Annotated in this window: 12 protein-coding genes and 1 pseudogene; 8 read left to right on the plus strand and 5 right to left on the minus strand. The window is 72.7% G+C overall.

Annotation, left to right across the window (positions count from 1 at the left end; all coding sequences use genetic code 11):
* Positions 1–176: 176 nt before the first annotated feature.
* Positions 177–692: pseudogene (locus DRB96_RS45165) on the minus strand (helix-turn-helix domain-containing protein); the annotation flags it as partial.
* A 137-nt stretch (positions 693–829) separates the two neighbouring features.
* On the opposite strand from DRB96_RS45165, the gene DRB96_RS30825 reads away from it, so the two are divergent.
* A complete protein-coding gene (locus DRB96_RS30825) occupies positions 830–1,201 on the plus strand; it encodes a hypothetical protein (RefSeq protein ID WP_112451416.1) in 372 nt (123 codons plus the stop codon).
* 33 nt (positions 1,202–1,234) lie between these two features.
* On the opposite strand, the gene DRB96_RS30830 is transcribed toward DRB96_RS30825, so the two are convergent.
* The gene (locus DRB96_RS30830; protein ID WP_112453892.1) at positions 1,235–3,172 is read right to left on the minus strand and encodes a pentapeptide repeat-containing protein; all 1,938 of its coding nucleotides are present in this window, start codon (positions 3,170–3,172) and stop codon (positions 1,235–1,237) included.
* Positions 3,173–3,313: 141 nt separating this feature from the next.
* On the opposite strand from DRB96_RS30830, the gene DRB96_RS30835 reads away from it, so the two are divergent.
* Together DRB96_RS30835 and DRB96_RS30840 are read left to right on the plus strand one after the other, a co-directional pair.
* Positions 3,314–5,458: an acyl-CoA dehydrogenase family protein gene (locus DRB96_RS30835; protein WP_112451417.1), complete on the plus strand. Its 2,145-nt coding sequence runs from the start codon at positions 3,314–3,316 to the stop codon at positions 5,456–5,458.
* A 12-nt stretch (positions 5,459–5,470) separates the two neighbouring features.
* Complete coding sequence (locus DRB96_RS30840; protein ID WP_112451418.1) at positions 5,471–6,658, plus strand: lipid-transfer protein; 1,188 nt, start codon at positions 5,471–5,473, stop codon at positions 6,656–6,658.
* Positions 6,659–6,741: 83 nt separating this feature from the next.
* Here the strand turns inward: DRB96_RS30840 and DRB96_RS30845 are convergent, their stop codons facing one another.
* Positions 6,742–7,842, minus strand: coding sequence for an amidohydrolase family protein (locus tag DRB96_RS30845; protein WP_112451419.1), 1,101 nt, complete (start codon positions 7,840–7,842; stop codon positions 6,742–6,744).
* A 183-nt stretch (positions 7,843–8,025) separates the two neighbouring features.
* Between DRB96_RS30845 and DRB96_RS30850 the strand changes: the two genes are divergently transcribed.
* Complete coding sequence (locus tag DRB96_RS30850; RefSeq protein ID WP_239516391.1) at positions 8,026–9,330, plus strand: cytochrome P450; 1,305 nt, start codon at positions 8,026–8,028, stop codon at positions 9,328–9,330.
* A gap of 109 nt (positions 9,331–9,439) precedes the next feature.
* Here DRB96_RS30850 and DRB96_RS30855 read toward each other — a convergent pair whose 3' ends face one another.
* Positions 9,440–9,799 (minus strand): DNA-binding response regulator, encoded by a 360-nt coding sequence (locus DRB96_RS30855; RefSeq protein WP_275432089.1) that lies wholly within the window; start codon positions 9,797–9,799, stop codon positions 9,440–9,442.
* A 308-nt stretch (positions 9,800–10,107) separates the two neighbouring features.
* Between DRB96_RS30855 and DRB96_RS30860 the strand changes: the two genes are divergently transcribed.
* From DRB96_RS30860 to DRB96_RS30870, 3 genes are read left to right on the plus strand one after another with little or no spacing between them, the layout of a single operon-like run.
* Positions 10,108–10,980 (plus strand): MaoC/PaaZ C-terminal domain-containing protein, encoded by an 873-nt coding sequence (locus DRB96_RS30860; RefSeq protein ID WP_112451421.1) that lies wholly within the window; start codon positions 10,108–10,110, stop codon positions 10,978–10,980.
* Positions 10,981–11,017: 37 nt separating this feature from the next.
* Positions 11,018–12,094 carry a Zn-dependent alcohol dehydrogenase gene (locus DRB96_RS30865; RefSeq protein ID WP_112451422.1) on the plus strand — a complete coding sequence of 359 codons (1,077 nt, stop codon included), beginning with the start codon at positions 11,018–11,020 and terminating at the stop codon, positions 12,092–12,094.
* Positions 12,095–12,118: 24 nt separating this feature from the next.
* Positions 12,119–13,063, plus strand: a complete 945-nt coding sequence (locus DRB96_RS30870) for a 3-oxoacyl-ACP reductase (RefSeq protein WP_112451423.1) — start codon at positions 12,119–12,121, stop codon at positions 13,061–13,063.
* A gap of 82 nt (positions 13,064–13,145) precedes the next feature.
* Here DRB96_RS30870 and DRB96_RS30875 read toward each other — a convergent pair whose 3' ends face one another.
* Entirely contained in the window at positions 13,146–13,748 is a 603-nt protein-coding gene (locus DRB96_RS30875) for a TetR/AcrR family transcriptional regulator (protein ID WP_204357852.1), read from the minus strand.
* Positions 13,749–13,883: 135 nt separating this feature from the next.
* On the opposite strand from DRB96_RS30875, the gene DRB96_RS30880 reads away from it, so the two are divergent.
* Complete coding sequence (locus DRB96_RS30880) at positions 13,884–15,347, plus strand: MFS transporter (RefSeq protein WP_112451424.1); 1,464 nt, start codon at positions 13,884–13,886, stop codon at positions 15,345–15,347.
* Positions 15,348–15,357 lie beyond the last annotated feature (10 nt).

Consider the following 15,357-nt stretch of genomic DNA (forward strand, 5'->3'; position numbering starts at 1 on the left):
GCCGGCGGGCGGGCAGCGCGGCACACCAGTGCTGAAGCGGTGTGGGTGCGGCTCGGCGGCGAGGCAGGGCAGGGGAGCGGCGGCGGGGCCGCCCCGAAGGGGGGGCGGTGGCTGCTTTGCCCCTCGTACGCGGAGCCCGTCGCGGGCAGCGGCTCGGGCCGGGGCTGCACGGCGGTCAGCACCACGTACCAGCGCTTGCCCTCGCGCTTGACCGACACGGTCTTGACCTTGCCGACCACCGACCGGTGCCGGTGGACCTTGACGTGCCCGACGCCCTGGAAACGGACGCGGGCCGCATGGTCCGGGAGGGAGTCCCACCGGCAACCGTCGCCGTCCTTCGGGAAGTCGACGGTGTCGAACCAGTTCACCCCACGGAAGCGCGGGTATCCCGGCGTATCGCCGGACTTGACCCGGCGGAAGAACGCGGCGAACGCCTTGTCGAGACGGCGCAAGGTGGCCTGCCGGCTGGAGAACGACCACCGGCCGTGACGCTCCGGGTCGAAGGCCCTGATGTCCTTGAGCTGCGCGGACTGCATCCCGTACTTGATGCTCGTCTTCGAGGCGTGCCGGTAGGCGTCGCGGCGTTCCTGCAACGCGCCGTTGTAGACGCCGCAATGATCACGCAGCATCTCGCCGAGCGCGATCTCCTGCCGGAAGGTGGGCCGCAGGAGGAACTTGTACGCACGGATCACCCGGCCCACCCCCTTCCGGTCAAGGTGGACCAACATAGCGAAGGCCACTGACAACGCAGAGCACTCCGGCGCTCCGCGCCTCCGGGCCAAGGATCCATTCCCTCCCGGCCCAAAGTCCGGGATTCCCTGGAAGAAGGATGATGGAGGTCCTGCACGCGTCCGTCGACACCGCGCATCTGGCGCGGGCCGTCGCCGAGGGGGAGCGGGACCTCGCCGACGACCGGGTGGGCGCCGCGTTCCTGGTGTGCCCGGGGATGGGCGAGCTGGTCACCCCGGAGAGCCTGAAGGGGATCGGCCGCCCGGTCGCGGTCCGGTGGGGCGGGGCCGACGTCGTCACGCCCGCGGAATCCAACGCGCTGCGCTACCTCGGGGCCATCCCCGGTGCGGAGGGCCGCTCGGCCGGCGCGGACGTGGAGCACTACCACTTCGTCCGCGACGACGCCGACGGCGCGGAAGTGCGCCGCCGGGTGGCCGCCGAGGCCGTGGAGTTCTTCCGTACCCGGCTGTGAGGGCGAGCGGGGCGGGCGCCGCGAGGGGCGCGGTCAGCGTTTGACGCGGCCGCGGACCGCGAGGGCGGCGAAGCCGAGGAGGACGGGCTCGGTCAGCCGCGAGGCCATCTCGACGTAGGTGCCCGGCGTGGTCAGGTTCTGGCCCGAGGAGCGGAAGACCACCGAGTTCACCACCACGCGCAGGCTCTTCTCGAACCGCTTGGCCGTCAGCCGCTCGTGGAGCGGCCCCGAGGGGTTGACGGGGTCGGGGGTGTCGGTGGTCAGGCGGACGTTCTGGCCGACCACGCGGCCGGCCGACACGGACTTCGGATCGTTCTGCGGAAGCCCCCACACCATCATGACCAGCACCGTCGCGGTCATCGCGAGCCCGAGCCAGGCCAGGGCGCGCGAGGCGCGCAGCCCGTAGCCGGAGAGGGCCCAGTAGGCGGTGAGCAGGCCCCGTTCGGCGCGGCTGCGGGGGGAGCGGCGCTCCAGGCGGCGCATCTCCATCTCGGCGTAGTAGAAGTCGGCGGCTCCGGGCTCGTCCCTGCCGTCCTCGAACCCCTTGCGGAGCTGGCGGTAGAGCGCGGCCAGTGCGGCCGGCCCCGGCGGGGGTGCCGACGTCACGGTGGGGGGCGCGTCCGGGACCCAGCCGGCCCGCATGCGGCGCCGGTGGTGGGGCAGGGCGCGCCAGTGGTGCTCCTCGGCCAGGGCGAGCCGGTCGGTCCAGCGCAGCGGGACCAGCCTGCGCAGGTCGGTGCCCGCCGGGGTCCGGGCGAAGACGGTGTCGCCGCCCAGGCGGAGCTGGTCGAGGTGGAAGGCGCCGAGGAACCGGCAGGCGGACAGGTCGGTGCCGGTCAGGACCAGCTGGGCGGCGTCGATGCCCCGCAGGGACAGGACCCGTACCCGGTCGTCGGCGTTGCCGAGGCAGGATTCGTCGAGGTGGGCGAAGGGGGCGGCGTGGGCGGTGACCGCGATCGGCTGCGTGACCACGGCGTCCGACAGGTCGACGTCGGCGTACCGCAGGCGCAGGGTGGCCGTCGACTCCCAGACGGCGCGGGCGCAGGTCAGGGACCGGGCGGCGGCCTCGATCGTCACGGCGCGCCCGAAGGCGGCGCCCGACAGGTCGAGTGATCCGTGGCAGGCCAGCGGACCCAGCCGGTGGGCGGTGGAGAAGGACGCGTCCTCGAAGAGGCCGTCGGCGTGGAGCACGGCGCCGTCGAACAGGACGGCTCCGGCAAAGGAGGCGCGCTTGAACCAGGCGTCGGTGTGGAACGTCGCGCCGACGAACCGGGCCTTGGACTGGAACGCCGTGCCGTGGAAACGGACTTCGTCGGGGAACACCACCTCGTCGAACTGGGCTTCGGCGTGGAACACGGCTCCCGAGAACCAGGCGCCGGCTTCGAAGGTCACGCCGTCCACCTGGACCGTGGTGGTGAGGTTCGCGACCGCGCTGCCCGACCGGACGGCGACGGAGATCGTCAGGGAGCCGAACCGGACGTCTGTGTGGAACACCGTGCCGACGAACCGGGCACCGTCCCGGAACACCGCGCCCGAGAACCAGGCTTCGGCCTGGAACGTCACGTTGTCGAACCAGGCGAGGGCGCCGAACTCCGCGCCCCCGAAGTCGGCCACGGACGAGAAGGTCGCACCGTCGAAACGGGCTTCGGAGGCGAAGACCGCGTGGTCGAACGTGGCCCGGCCGAAGCGGGGCCGCCCCGTCGCGGGGTCCCGGAGGGCGTCGAAGAGCCGGTCGGCCAGGTTTCCGGTGAAGGTGACGCCCTGGTGCTCGACGTCGTCGCCCGCGGAGAGCGACGCCAGGTGCAGGGTGAGGTCGGCGGGCGCGAGGTGGGCCAGGCAGCGCGGTGGGCCCGCAGTCAGCGGGACCGCGACCTGCCGCCCCCGGCAGCCGACCGGATCGGCCGGGCTCGCGCCCTCACCGCAGTGCGGCCACACGGGCGTGCCGGGCGGAGGTGCGGGCGGCGACGTCATACCCGTGAAGACGACCGGAGGGTGCCGCACGGTTGCCCGCCCCCGCCGATCCCCGCGGCGTTCCCCGTGCGGGGTCAAATGCGAGAACACGTTTCAGTTCTGACCTTCCGTCAGAATGGAACGTGTTCTACTCTGCCGCGCATGGGCATCGGAATCACACAGGAACAGCGGGAGTTGGCCGCGGCCGTACGCGGCTGGGTCGCTCGGGCCGTGCCGCCCGAGGAAGTGCGCAAACTCCTCGACACCCCGCCGCAGACCGGCGCGCGCCCCGCCTACTGGGACGCGCTCGCCTCCTCCGGGCTGCTGGAGCCGCACCTGGACGGCGGGACCCTGCTCGACCTCACCGTCGCCGTGGAGGAAGCCGCCCGGGGCGCGCTGCCCGGGGCGTACCTGCCGAGCGCGCTGGCCTCCGTACTCCTGGACCGGGCCGGCGCCGAGCCGCTCGGCGGGCGGGTCGGCGCCGTCGCGCTCGGACCCGGGGACCTGACCGCCGTCGCCGTCGAGGGCGGCTACCTGCTCGACGGGAGCGCCCCGCCGGTGCTCGGCGCGGGCGAGGCCGACCTCGTCCTGCTCGCCGCCGAGACCGCGCACGGCACCCGCTGGTTCGCCGTGGACGCCGCGGCGCTGGACGTCCGCACCCACGAGAGCGCCGACCCGACCAGACCCACCGCCGGCGTCCGCGCCCGCGGGGTCACCGCCGGGCCCGACCGGCTCCTCGAACTCGACGCCGCGCTCGTCCGCGACCTCGCCTGCGTGCTCTTCGCCGCCGACGCCTGCGGCACCGCCGCCTGGGCCCTGCACACCGCGGCCGAGTACGCCAAGGTGCGCGAGCAGTTCGGCCGGCCCATCGGACAGTTCCAGGGCATCAAGCACCTGTGCGCCGACATGCTCGTGCGCGTGGAGCAGGCCCGGGCCCTGGTCTGGGACGCCGCCCAGGCGACCGAGGAGCCCGCCGAGGTCCGCTCGCTGGTCTCCGCCCTCGCCGCCGGGACCGCACTCGACGCCGCCTACTCCTGCGCCAAGGACTGCATCCAGGTGCTCGGCGGCATCGGCTTCACCTGGGAGCACGACGCCCACATCTACCTGCGCCGGGCCCTCGTCGCCCGCCAGCTCCTCGGCTCCGGCGACGGCCACCGGGTCCGCGCCGTACGGCTCGCCGCCGCCGGGGCCCGGCGCGAGCTGCGCCTCGAACTGCCCGCGCAGGCCGAGAAGCACCGCGCGAAGGCCCGTACCGCCATCGAGGACGCGCGCGGCCTCGACCCCGCCACCGCCCGCCGGGTCCTGGCGCCCACCGGGTACGCCGCCCCGTACCTCCCGGCCCCCTACGGGCTCGGGGCCGGGCCCGTCGAACAGCTCGTCGTGCAGCAGGAGCTCAAGGCCGCCGGGGTCAAGGTCGCCGACCTCGGCATCGCCACCTGGGTCGTCCCCTCGCTGCTGGCCTACGGGACCCCCGAGCAGCAGGAGCGCCACCTGCTGCCCACGCTGCGCGGGGACGTCACCTGGTGCCAGCTCTTCTCCGAGCCGGGCGCCGGCTCCGACCTCGCCTCGCTGCGCACCAAGGCGGAGCGGACCGCGGACGGGGACGGACCTGCGGACGGCGGCTGGATCGTCAACGGGCAGAAGGTGTGGACGAGTTCCGCGCAGAGCGCCGACTACGGCATCCTGCTGGCCCGGACCGACCCGGACGCCCCCAAGCACAAGGGCCTCGGCTACTTCATCGTGGACATGAAGACCCCCGGGATCGACATCCGCCCGCTCAAGGAGATCACCGGCGAGGCCCTCTTCAACGAGGTCTACTTCGATGACGTCCGGCTCCCGGCGGACGCGCTCGTCGGGGCGCCGGACGGCGGCTGGAAGGTCGCCCGCAACACCCTCGGCAACGAACGCGTCCACATGGCCGACCAGATGACCTTCGACACCGGCCTGGAGGCGCTGCTCGCGGGCTCCGCCGAACTCGAAGGCGCGTACCGCGTGCGGATCGGGGCGCTGGCCGCCGAGGCGCACGCCCTGGCCTGCATCGGGCTGCGCACCACCCTCCAGCAGGTCTCCGGGCTGGAGCCGGGCGCGGGCGCGTCCGTGCGCAAGCTCGTGCAGACCCCGCACCAGCAGCGGACCGCCGAGCTCGCGCTCGAACTGCTGGGCCCGGCGGGCGCGGTGAGCGAGGGGGCGGGCAAGCGGGCGGTGCACGGGATGCTCATGTCCCGCTGCCTGACCATCGCCGGAGGCACCACGCAGGTCCAGCTGAACGTCGTGGCCGAGCGCATCCTCGGCCTTCCCAGGGACTGAAGGGCAGCAGTGATGAAGTCGTACATCGTGGGCGTCGGCATGACGAAGTTCGAGAAGCCGGAGTCGCGGGACTGGCAGTACTGGGACATGGCGAAGGAAGCCGGGACGGCGGCGCTCGCGGACGCGGGCATCGACTACGGCCTCGTCGAGCAGGTGCCGGTGGGCTACTGCTTCCAGGCCTCCACGGCCGGCCAGCGGGCGGCGTACGAGATCGGGCTGAGCGGGGTGCCCGTCTACAACGTCAACAACAACTGCGCGACCGGCTCGACGGCGCTGATGATGGCGCGGCAGTTCGTCGAGGGCGGCATCAACGACTGCGTGCTCGCGCTCGGCTTCGAGAAGATGAAGAAGGGCGCGCTGGGCGGCGGGGCGGACGGTGGGGACTTCAAGACCTCGCCGGTCGCCCGGCACTACGGGATCATGGCGGCCGGGCACGGCTTCGAGATGTCGCCGCCGACCGCGCAGATCTTCGGGAACGCGGCCCGGGAGCACATGAAGCTGTACGGGACCACGGCCGCGCAGCTGGCGGCGGTCGGGGCGAAGAACCACCGGCACTCCGCGAACAACCCGAACGCGCAGTTCCAGGACGTCTACACGGTCGAGGAGATCCTCGCGGCGAAGACGATCCACGAGCCGCTGACCAAGCTCCAGTGCTCGCCGACTTCGGACGGGGCGGCGGCGGCGGTCGTGGTCTCGGAGCGGTTCGTGGAGCGGCACGGGCTGGGGGACCGCGCGGTGGAGATCGCCGCGCAGGCGATGACGACGGACACCGAGGCCTCCTTCGCGTCGGGCTCGTGCATCGACGTGGTCGGCAAGCCGATGACGGCGGCGGCGGGGCGGCAGGTCTTCGAGGCGTCCGGGCTCGGGATCGAGGACGTGGACGTGATCGAGCTGCACGACTGCTTCTCGATCAACGAGCTGCTGACGTACGAGGCGCTGGGGATGTGCGAGGCGGGTGGCTCGGGGCCGCTGGTGGAGTCGGGCGCGACGACGTACGGCGGGCGGTGGGTGGTGAACCCGTCGGGGGGCCTGATCTCGAAGGGCCACCCGCTGGGGGCGACGGGGCTCGCGCAGGCGGCGGAGCTGGTGTGGCAGCTGCGGGGCCTGGCGGGGGCCCGGCAGGTGTCCGGAGCCCGGGTCGGCCTGGCGCACAACATCGGCCTGGGCGGCGCGGCGGTGGTCACCCTCCTCCGCAAGTAGCCCGGCCGGCTGGTGAACTCCCGACCGGGCCCGGCCCGACCCGGCCCGGCCCGGTCCCGCGGGTGCGGGGCTGAAGGGTCGCCTCAAACTCCCCCAGCTACCGCTGGGAGGTGCCCCCTGGCGGGGCTGGGTTGTGCCGGGGCGGCTTCGGCCGAGGGGGCCGACAGGCCTGGCATCAGACGGAGCGCGTTGTCGCGGCTGATCGCGCGGTGGTGGGCCGGGGTGAGGGCCGGGTCCGCGGCCAGGGCCGGGAGGGCGATGTCCGTGACCATCGCCGACGGGCACGCCGGCCAGTCGCTGCCGAAGAGGAGCTGGGACGGCGGGACCGTCGCGAGGAGCGTGCCCGCCGGGGACATGGGCCCCGCCGTGTCGTAGTGGAAGCGCCGCATGTGGTCCCGGACCATCGCCGGATCGACCGGCGGGCTGAACGCCCCCGCGAAGGCCTCCACCCGCGTCGCGATGTGCGGCAGGAAGCCGCCCGCGTGCGGCAGGATCACCGACAGGTTCGGGAAGCGGTCGAGCGTCCGCTTGTGGATCATGTTCACGGCGGCCCGCGTCGTGTCCAGCAGGAAGTCGCACAGGAAGTTCGGGATGCCCGGGACGTTCGCGGCGCCGCCCGGACCGCCCGCGCCGCCCGGACCGCCCGCACCGCCCGGACCGCCCGGCGCGCCCCCCGGGAGGTTGTGCGGGTGGGTGTCCACCACCGCCGAGCGCTCGTCCAGTTCCGCGAAGAGCGGATCGTACGAGGGATCGCCCAGGTAGACCCCGCCGTAGTTCGCCGTCACGTTCACCCCGACCGCGCCGAGCTCGTCCAGGCCGTGGCGCAGCGCCCAGGACGCGACCTCGGGGTCGTCCAGGAAGAGCGGCACGTGGAACGCGAACCGGCCCGGGTGCGCGCTCACCACCTCGGTCGCCGCCCGCAGGGTCACGGTGGTGGCCTCCCGCAGCTGCGCGGAGGTCTCGTAGCGCGCCGGCAGCATCGGCTTGAGGACGGCGGTGGCGATCCCCGCCCGGTCCATCACGTCCAGCGCGGACGCGGCGTCCCAGCGCGCCCACGGCGGCAGCGCCTTCGGGTTCACCAGCCCCTGCCGTTCGGCCCACTCCAGCCACTGCGGGGCACAGAAGTGGTGGTGGACGTCGATCCTGGCGCGGCTGCCGTCGTCAGGCGGCGTGGTTTCCGGCATGGAGGCACCGTAGGGGAGCCTCGCGCGGGTCCCCGCGGGACGGGCCCGGGACCCGGCCGATCCGCTCAGGCGGGCGTACTTTCGGGCCCGAACGGGGTAATCGGAGGGTCATCGGAGTTACCGGGCCGGTGCCCCACGGGAGGAGCTCGCTGGAAGTTCGAGCCCCATGAGAGGTCTGAACACGTGACGACCGAACCCGCAGTGGCCGTGAGTGACGGCCTCCCCGTCGACGAAGCCGTCGCGGCCGTGTCCACGGGCACGCCGGAGTACCGTACGTGCCCCCATCCGGTCTACCGGTCGCTGCGCGAGCAGGCCCCCGTCTGCGAGCTGACGACCCGGCACGGCGTCCCGACGTACCTGATCACCCGGTACGACGACGCCCGGCTCGCCCTCTCCGATCCGCGCATCGGCAAGGACATGCACCAGGGCCTCGACATCTACCACGCGGTCTTCGGGAACACCTGCGACGCCCTCGACGACAACCTGCTCTTCGCCGACCCCCCTCGGCACACCCGGCTGCGGCACATCGCCCACGAGGCCTTCACCCCGCGCCACGTCAAACTGCTGCGCCCGCGCATCGAGGAGATCGCCGGCGAGCTGCTGGCGAAGTGCCCGACGGACACCCCCGTCGACCTGATGACTTCCTTCGCGCTGCCGCTGCCCGTCATGGTCATCTGCGAGCTGCTGGGCATCGTCGGCGACGAGCGCACGGACGTCCTGAAGTGGTTCGGCCAGGTGACGCGCTCCCGGTTCAGCAAGGACATGGCCGACGACCTGGCCGCCGCCGAGCACTGGCTGCGCGGCTATTTCGGCGGCCTCGTCACCCGCAAGCGCGCGGAGCCCTCGGACGACTTCCTCAGCGTGCTGATCGAGACGCAGCACGCCGAGGGCGCCCTGACCGACGACGAGCTCGTGTCGATGATGTGGGTCCTGCTCTTCGCCGGGCACAAGACCACCACCTACCAGATCGGCAACGCGGTCTTCGCCCTGCTCTCGCACCCCGACCAGCTGGCGCTCGTCAAGGAGGACCGGTCGCTGCTGCCGCAGGCGATCGAGGAGCTCGTCCGGTTCGAGGGCTCCGTGGAGACCTCCACGTTCCGCTACGCGCTGGAGGACCTGGAGATCGGGGGAGTGGCCATCCCCCGGGGCGCCCTCGTGCAGATCGCGATCACCTCGGCCAACCGCGACCCGGAGAAGTTCCCCTCGCCGGACACCCTGGACGTGACGCGGAAGGGGCTGCAGAGCACCCACCTCGGGTTCGGCCACGGGGCGCACTACTGCCTCGGCGCCCCGCTGGCCCGCATGGAGCTGGAGACCGCCCTGACGGCCCTGCTCGACCGCTTCCCCGACATGGTCCTGGCGACGCCGGCGACGGGCGAGGAGGAGTGGCTCAAGGGGCCGTTCCCGGCCTTCCGCGGGCTGGAGCGGCTCCCGGTCGCGCTGGACCCCTCGCGGACCGTCGACGACTGGACCAAGCCCAGCCCCTGAGCACCCCCCGCTCGCTCGCGCGCCCGCCCCGCCGATCCGTCCGGACCGGCGGGGCGGGCGTACGTGTGCGCTGAGGGGCCCCGAGGTGGCCTGAGGTGACCTGAAGGGCTCAGGGGGCGTCCAGCGCCGGGTCCGTCACCGACTCCCCGCGGGAGGCGCGGCGCACGGACTCCGCGAGGTCCTCGACCGGGCCGTCGCGCAGGACCAGGCCCGCCCCGCCCGCCGCGGCCACCGCCCGCGCCAGTCCGGGGTGCGCCGAGCCCGTCAGGACCAGGATCCGGCATTCCGGATCGTCCGCGAGGAGCTCGGGTACGCGCTCCACCGACTCGGTGAGCGCCACCGCCGGGCGGGCCATCGCCGAAGCGACCACCTCGATGTCCGGCTGGAGGCCCAGGAGGAGGGCCAGGGAGGGGTTCGGCGGGTCCAGGAGCACCCGCAGGGATCGGACAGGGCGCTGGGAAACGGGCATCTCGTCCACCCGCCAAGAGTAGGGGCGGGGTGTCCGGTCTCCGGGCAACACGCACCGCAAGAAGAAGAACTGACAGTTCGTCAGGAGTCTTCCCGGGAGTCTTCCCAACTGCTGGGGGGTGCGTTATACATTCCTTCACCGGCAACCTAGAACGCGTTCTAGACGAACGCGTCCCGGGCAGCCGGTCCCGCATACGACCTCGGTGCGGCCGACGGTGCGGACGGCCGCGCCGAGGTCTTCCAAAGGCCCCAGTTTTCAGAAGACGGTGTTCCGAAGACGGTGTTTCCAAGACAGGGAGCAGCACGCCCATGCCGATCGATGCCGCCAAGGCCCTCGCCGCAGAACCCCGCCAGGGGAACATCGCCTGGGACCACAAGGACATCCAGCTCTACCACCTCGGACTCGGCGCAGGGACCTCCCCGAACAACCCCGGGGCAGCCACCGACCCCGACGAGCTGCGCTACACCCTGGAGTCCAAGCTCCACGTGCTGCCCAGCTTCGCGACGGTCGCCGGCGCCGGCATGGCCATGATGGGCGGCCTCGCGGCCCCCGGCATCGAGGTCAACCTCGCCATGGTCCTGCACGGCGGACAGTCCATCGAGCTGCACCGGCCCATCCCCGTCAAGGGCGAGGCCACCTCCTCCGCGAAGGTCGCCGCCGTCTACGACAAGGGCAAGGCGGCCGTGGTCGTCCTGCGCACCGAGGTCGCGGACGCCGACGGGCCGCTGTGGACCTCCGACGCGCAGATCTTCGTACGCGGTGAAGGCGGCTTCGGCGGCGACCGCGGCCCCTCCGTGAAGACCGAGCAGCCCGAGCGGGCGCCCGACCGGACCGAGGAGCGGAAGATCCGCGAGGAGCAGGCGCTGCTGTACCGCCTCTCCGGTGACTGGAACCCGCTGCACGCCGACCCGGAGTTCGCCAAGCTGGCCGGCTTCGACCAGCCGATCCTGCACGGCCTGTGCTCGTACGGGATGACCCTGAAGACCGTGGTCGACACCCTCCTCGACGGGGACGTCTCCCGCGTCCGCGCCTACCGCACGCGCTTCGCCGGGATCGTCTTCCCCGGCGAGACCCTGCGCATCCGGATGTGGCAGGAGCCCGGCCGCGTCCTCGTCACGGTGACCGCCGCCGACCGCGACGACGCCCCGGTCCTCGCCGACACCGTCGTCGAACACGCCTAATCCGTCAGACAGCCAGGCAGACAGAAGGAGCCGCACCGTGCGCGCAGCACTCCAGAGCGAGATAGGCCAGGACAAGCTCGAGGTCGTCGAGGACATGGAGGCCGTGGGATTCGGCCCCGGCAAGGTCAAGATCCGCATCAAGGCCACCGGCCTGTGCCACTCCGACCTCTCCGCGATGAGCGGGGTCCTGCCGCAGCCCGCCCCCTTCATCCCGGGCCACGAGGGCTCCGGCGTCATCACCGACGTCGGCGACGGCGTCACCAGCCACAAGATCGGTGACCGGGTCCTGGTCTGCTGGCTGCCGCCGTGCGGCCACTGTCCCTCCTGCCGGCGCGGCCAGGGCCACCTGTGCCTGGAGGCCTTCGGCAACGTCGCCACCCCCAACTTCCAGCGCGGCGCCAACAGCATCTTCGGCTTCGCCGGAACCGGCACCTTCGCCGAGGAGATGGTCGTCCCGGCGGGCTGCGCCGTACCGATCCCCGACGACGTGCCCTTCGACATCGCCGCCCTGATCGGCTGCGGCGTGACCACCGGCCTGGGAGCCGCCATCAACACCGCCAAGGTGGAGGCCGGCTCCTCGGTCGCCGTCATCGGCTGCGGCGGCGTCGGCATCTCCGTCATCCAGGGCGCCAAGGTCCAGGGCGCGGCCCAGATCATCGCCGTGGACCCGGTCGCCTCCCGGCGCGAGGCCGCGCTGCGCTTCGGCGCCACCGAGGCGGTCTCCCCGGAGGCCTTCGCCGACGCCAAGAACCGGATCACCGCGGGCGAGGGCTTCGACTACGTCTTCGAGGTGGTCGGCAAGTCCCAGACCACGCAGACCGCGTACGAGATGACCCGCCGCGGCGGCTCCGTCGTCGTGGTCGGCGCCGGCGCGCTCGACGACAACTACTCGATCAACATGTTCTCCCTCTTCTTCGACGAGAAGAAGATCCTGCCGTCCATGTACGGCGGCGGGGACGTGCTCCGCTCCTACGAGCGCACGATCGGGCTGTGGCGGGCCGGCCGGGTGGACCTGGCGGGCCTGATCACGCACCGCGTGCAGCTCGCCGAGATCAACGACGCGCTCGACCAGATGCGCACGGGCGTCGCCCTGCGCACCTGCATCGAACTCTGACCCGTTTCGAGAGGAACCGTACGGATGTCACTGCCACTTGAGGGACTCTCCGCCATCGTCACCGGGGCCGGCCGGGGCCTGGGCCGGGCCGAGGCGATCGAGCTCGCCCGGCTCGGTGCGAGCGTGGTCGTCAACGACTTCGGCCAGGCCGGCCGCGACGGCTCCGGGGAGGCTTCGGCCGCCCCGGCGGAGGAGGTCGCCGCGGAGATCCGCGCGGCCGGCGGGCAGGCGGTGGCGCACCTCGGCGACGTGGCCGACTTCGAGCAGGCGCGCGAGCTGGTCGAGCTGGCGGTGAACAGCTTCGGCAAGCTCGACATCCTGGTCAACAACGCGGGCATCCTGCGCGACCGGATGGTCTTCTCGATGTCGGAGGCGGAGTGGGACTCGGTCATCCGGGTCCACCTCAAGGGCCACTTCAACACCACCCATTTCGCCTCCGTGCACTGGCGCGAGCGCTCCAAGGCGGCGGGCGGCCCGGTCTACGGCCGGATCGTCAACACCTCCTCGGAGGCCTTCCTCGGCGGTTCGGCGGGCCAGCCCAACTACGCGGCGGCCAAGGGCGGCATCGTGGGCCTGACCACCTCGACCGCCCTGGCGCTCGGCAAGTACGGGGTCACGGCCAACGCCATCTGCCCGCGGGCCCGTACCCGGATGACGGAGGACGTCTTCGCGGGCTTCCAGGTCCCGGAGGAGGGCAAGCTCGACGCGCTCGCCCCCGAGCACGTCGCCCCGCTGGTCGGCTACCTGGCCTCCCCGGCCTCGGCGAAGGCCAACGGGCAGCTGTTCGTCGTCCACGGCGGCATCGTGGTCGTGATGGAGCGCCCCAAGGTGGCGGCGAAGTTCGACACCGCCAAGGAGTCCTTCTCCTACGAGGAGCTCGACGGGCTCCTCACCGCGCACTACGAGTCCCGCCCCGCGGGCGAGACCTTCGCGGCCACCGAGGTGCTGGGCCTCAAGCACGACGGCTGACCGGCAGCGGGCGGCACGGTGGGGCGGCGGGTCCTGGGACCCGCCGCCCCACCCGTGTTCCCGGGCGGCCGTTCCCGGGCGGTCAGCCCAGCGGGGCCTGCTGGAGGGCAGGGGGGGTGGCCGCCGGGGGGTTGAGGCCGTCCAGGAGCAGGGTCACGTAGCGCCGCCAGCCGTCCTCGGCCGGGTCCATGGTCCACAGCACGCTGACGAGCATGCTCATGATTCTTTTGAGATCGTCGGGCACGAGGTCCCCGCGGATCACCCCGGCCTGCTGGCCGCGCGTCACCAGCGGGTCGAGCGCGTCGAAGAAGCGGGCGCTGGTCTCCGCGGAGAAGACGCCGGCGTTGCGGGCCGCCGTCAGGACGTGGTGCTCGGCGGCCGCCGATGTCAGGGCGGCCTCGATCACGACGGTCAGGCTGCGGCGGGGATCCTCGTCGGCGAGGCCCCGGTCGATGGCGGGGCGGACGTCCTGGGTGAACTGCTGGTCGAGTACGGCTCGAAGGAGGGCGGCCTTGTCGGGGAAGCGGCGGAAGAGCGTCGCGATGCCGACGCCGGCCCGCCGGGCGATCTCGTCGAGCGGCGCATCGGGTCCCACCTGGGCGTATACGTCGCGCGCCGCCCGGACGATCTTCTCGACGTTGCGGACGGCGTCGGCGCGCAGGGGTTTGGGGGCGTCGTTCGGCACGCTGCCGACCATAGCAACTGATAGTCGACGATCGGATCTGGTTGACATGCCCCGCGCCGCGAACTGATAGTTGGCTACTGGTAGTTGACTACCGGTAGACGACTGATCGTTGTGCGCCGAGCCTCTAGGACCTCCATGCCCCAGCCGCCCAGGGCCGCTCCCCGCACCGGCAAGGTGATCGCGACGCTCGCGCTCGCGGGGGTCGCCGCGGCCGTCATGCAGACGCTGGTCACTCCGCTGCTGGTCGACCTGCCGAAGATCCTCCACACCTCCCCGTCCAACGCCGCCTGGGTCATCACCGCCACCCTGCTGGTCGCGGGTGTGTGCGTGCCGATCAGCGGGCGGCTGGGCGACATGGTCGGCAAGCGCCGCATGATGCTCGCGTGTTGCGTACCGCTGATCGCGGGATCGGTGGTGTGCGCGCTGTCGAGCAGCGTCGTACCGATGATCGCCGGGCGCGGCCTGCAGGGGATCGGCATGGGCATGATCCCGCTGGGCATCGCCCTGCTCCGGGACATCCTCCCCGCCGAGAAGCTCAGTTCCTCCATCGGCCTGGTGAGCGCTTCGATGGGCATCGGCGGCGGGATCGGCCTGCCGCTCTCGGCGGCCGTCGCGCAGTACGCGAACTGGCGCTTCCTGTTCTGGGGGGCCGCGGTGCTGGCGTCGGCCGTCGCCGTCATGATCGTGGTCTTCGTTCCGGACGTCCCCGCCGGCGCCAAGGGCCAGCGCTTCGACGCGGTCGGCGCGCTGGGCCTCGCGGTGGGCCTGGTGTGCCTGCTGCTCTTCGTGTCCAAGGGCTCCGACTGGGGGTGGGGTTCGGCGACCGCCCTCGGTCTGGTCGGCGCCGCGGTCGTGGTCCTGGGCGCCTGGGGATGGTTCGAGTGGCGGACCACCGATCCGCTGGTGGACCTGCGCACCACGGTCCGCCCGCGCGTGCTGCTGACCAACCTCGCTTCGGTGTTCATCGGGTTCGGCATGTACGCGAGCATGCTGGTCGTGCCGCAGTTGCTGCAGTTCCCGGCGGCGACCGGGTACGGGCTGGGCCAGTCGATGCTGGCGGCCGGGCTGTGGATGCTCCCCGGCGGGCTGATGATGATGGCGGTTTCCCCCCTCGGGGGCCGCCTCACCAACGCGCGCGGCCCGAAGGTCACCCTGGTCTGCGGGGCGCTCGTGCTGGCCGCGGGCTACGGCACGGCGCTGCTGCTGGCGGGGACGGCCGCGGGCCTGATGGTCGCCGCCATGGTCATCAACTGTGGTGTCGCGCTGGCCTACGGTGCGATGCCCGCCCTGGTGATGAGCGCGGTGCCGCCCGCGGAGAGCGGCGCCGCCAACGGTTTCAACGCCCTCATGCGCTCGCTGGGGACCTCCGTCGGCGCCGCGGTCGTCGGTGTCGTCCTGGCTCGGATGACGACCACGGTCGGCGGCGTCACCTTCACCTCCGAGGCGGGCTTCCGGACCGGCCTGCTGATGGGCGGCGGCTTCGCCCTGGTGTCGGGGGCCGTCGCCGCGTTCATTCCCGCTCCCCGGCCGCAGCGGGCGGGGCCGCGGGATGCCTCCGGGCCGGCGGCGGAGGCCGCGCAGACCTCGGTGAGCACGTAGCGCCGGTGCT

Source organism: Streptomyces sp. ICC1 (assembly GCF_003287935.1).
GTDB lineage: Bacteria > Actinomycetota > Actinomycetes > Streptomycetales > Streptomycetaceae > Streptomyces > Streptomyces tritrimontium.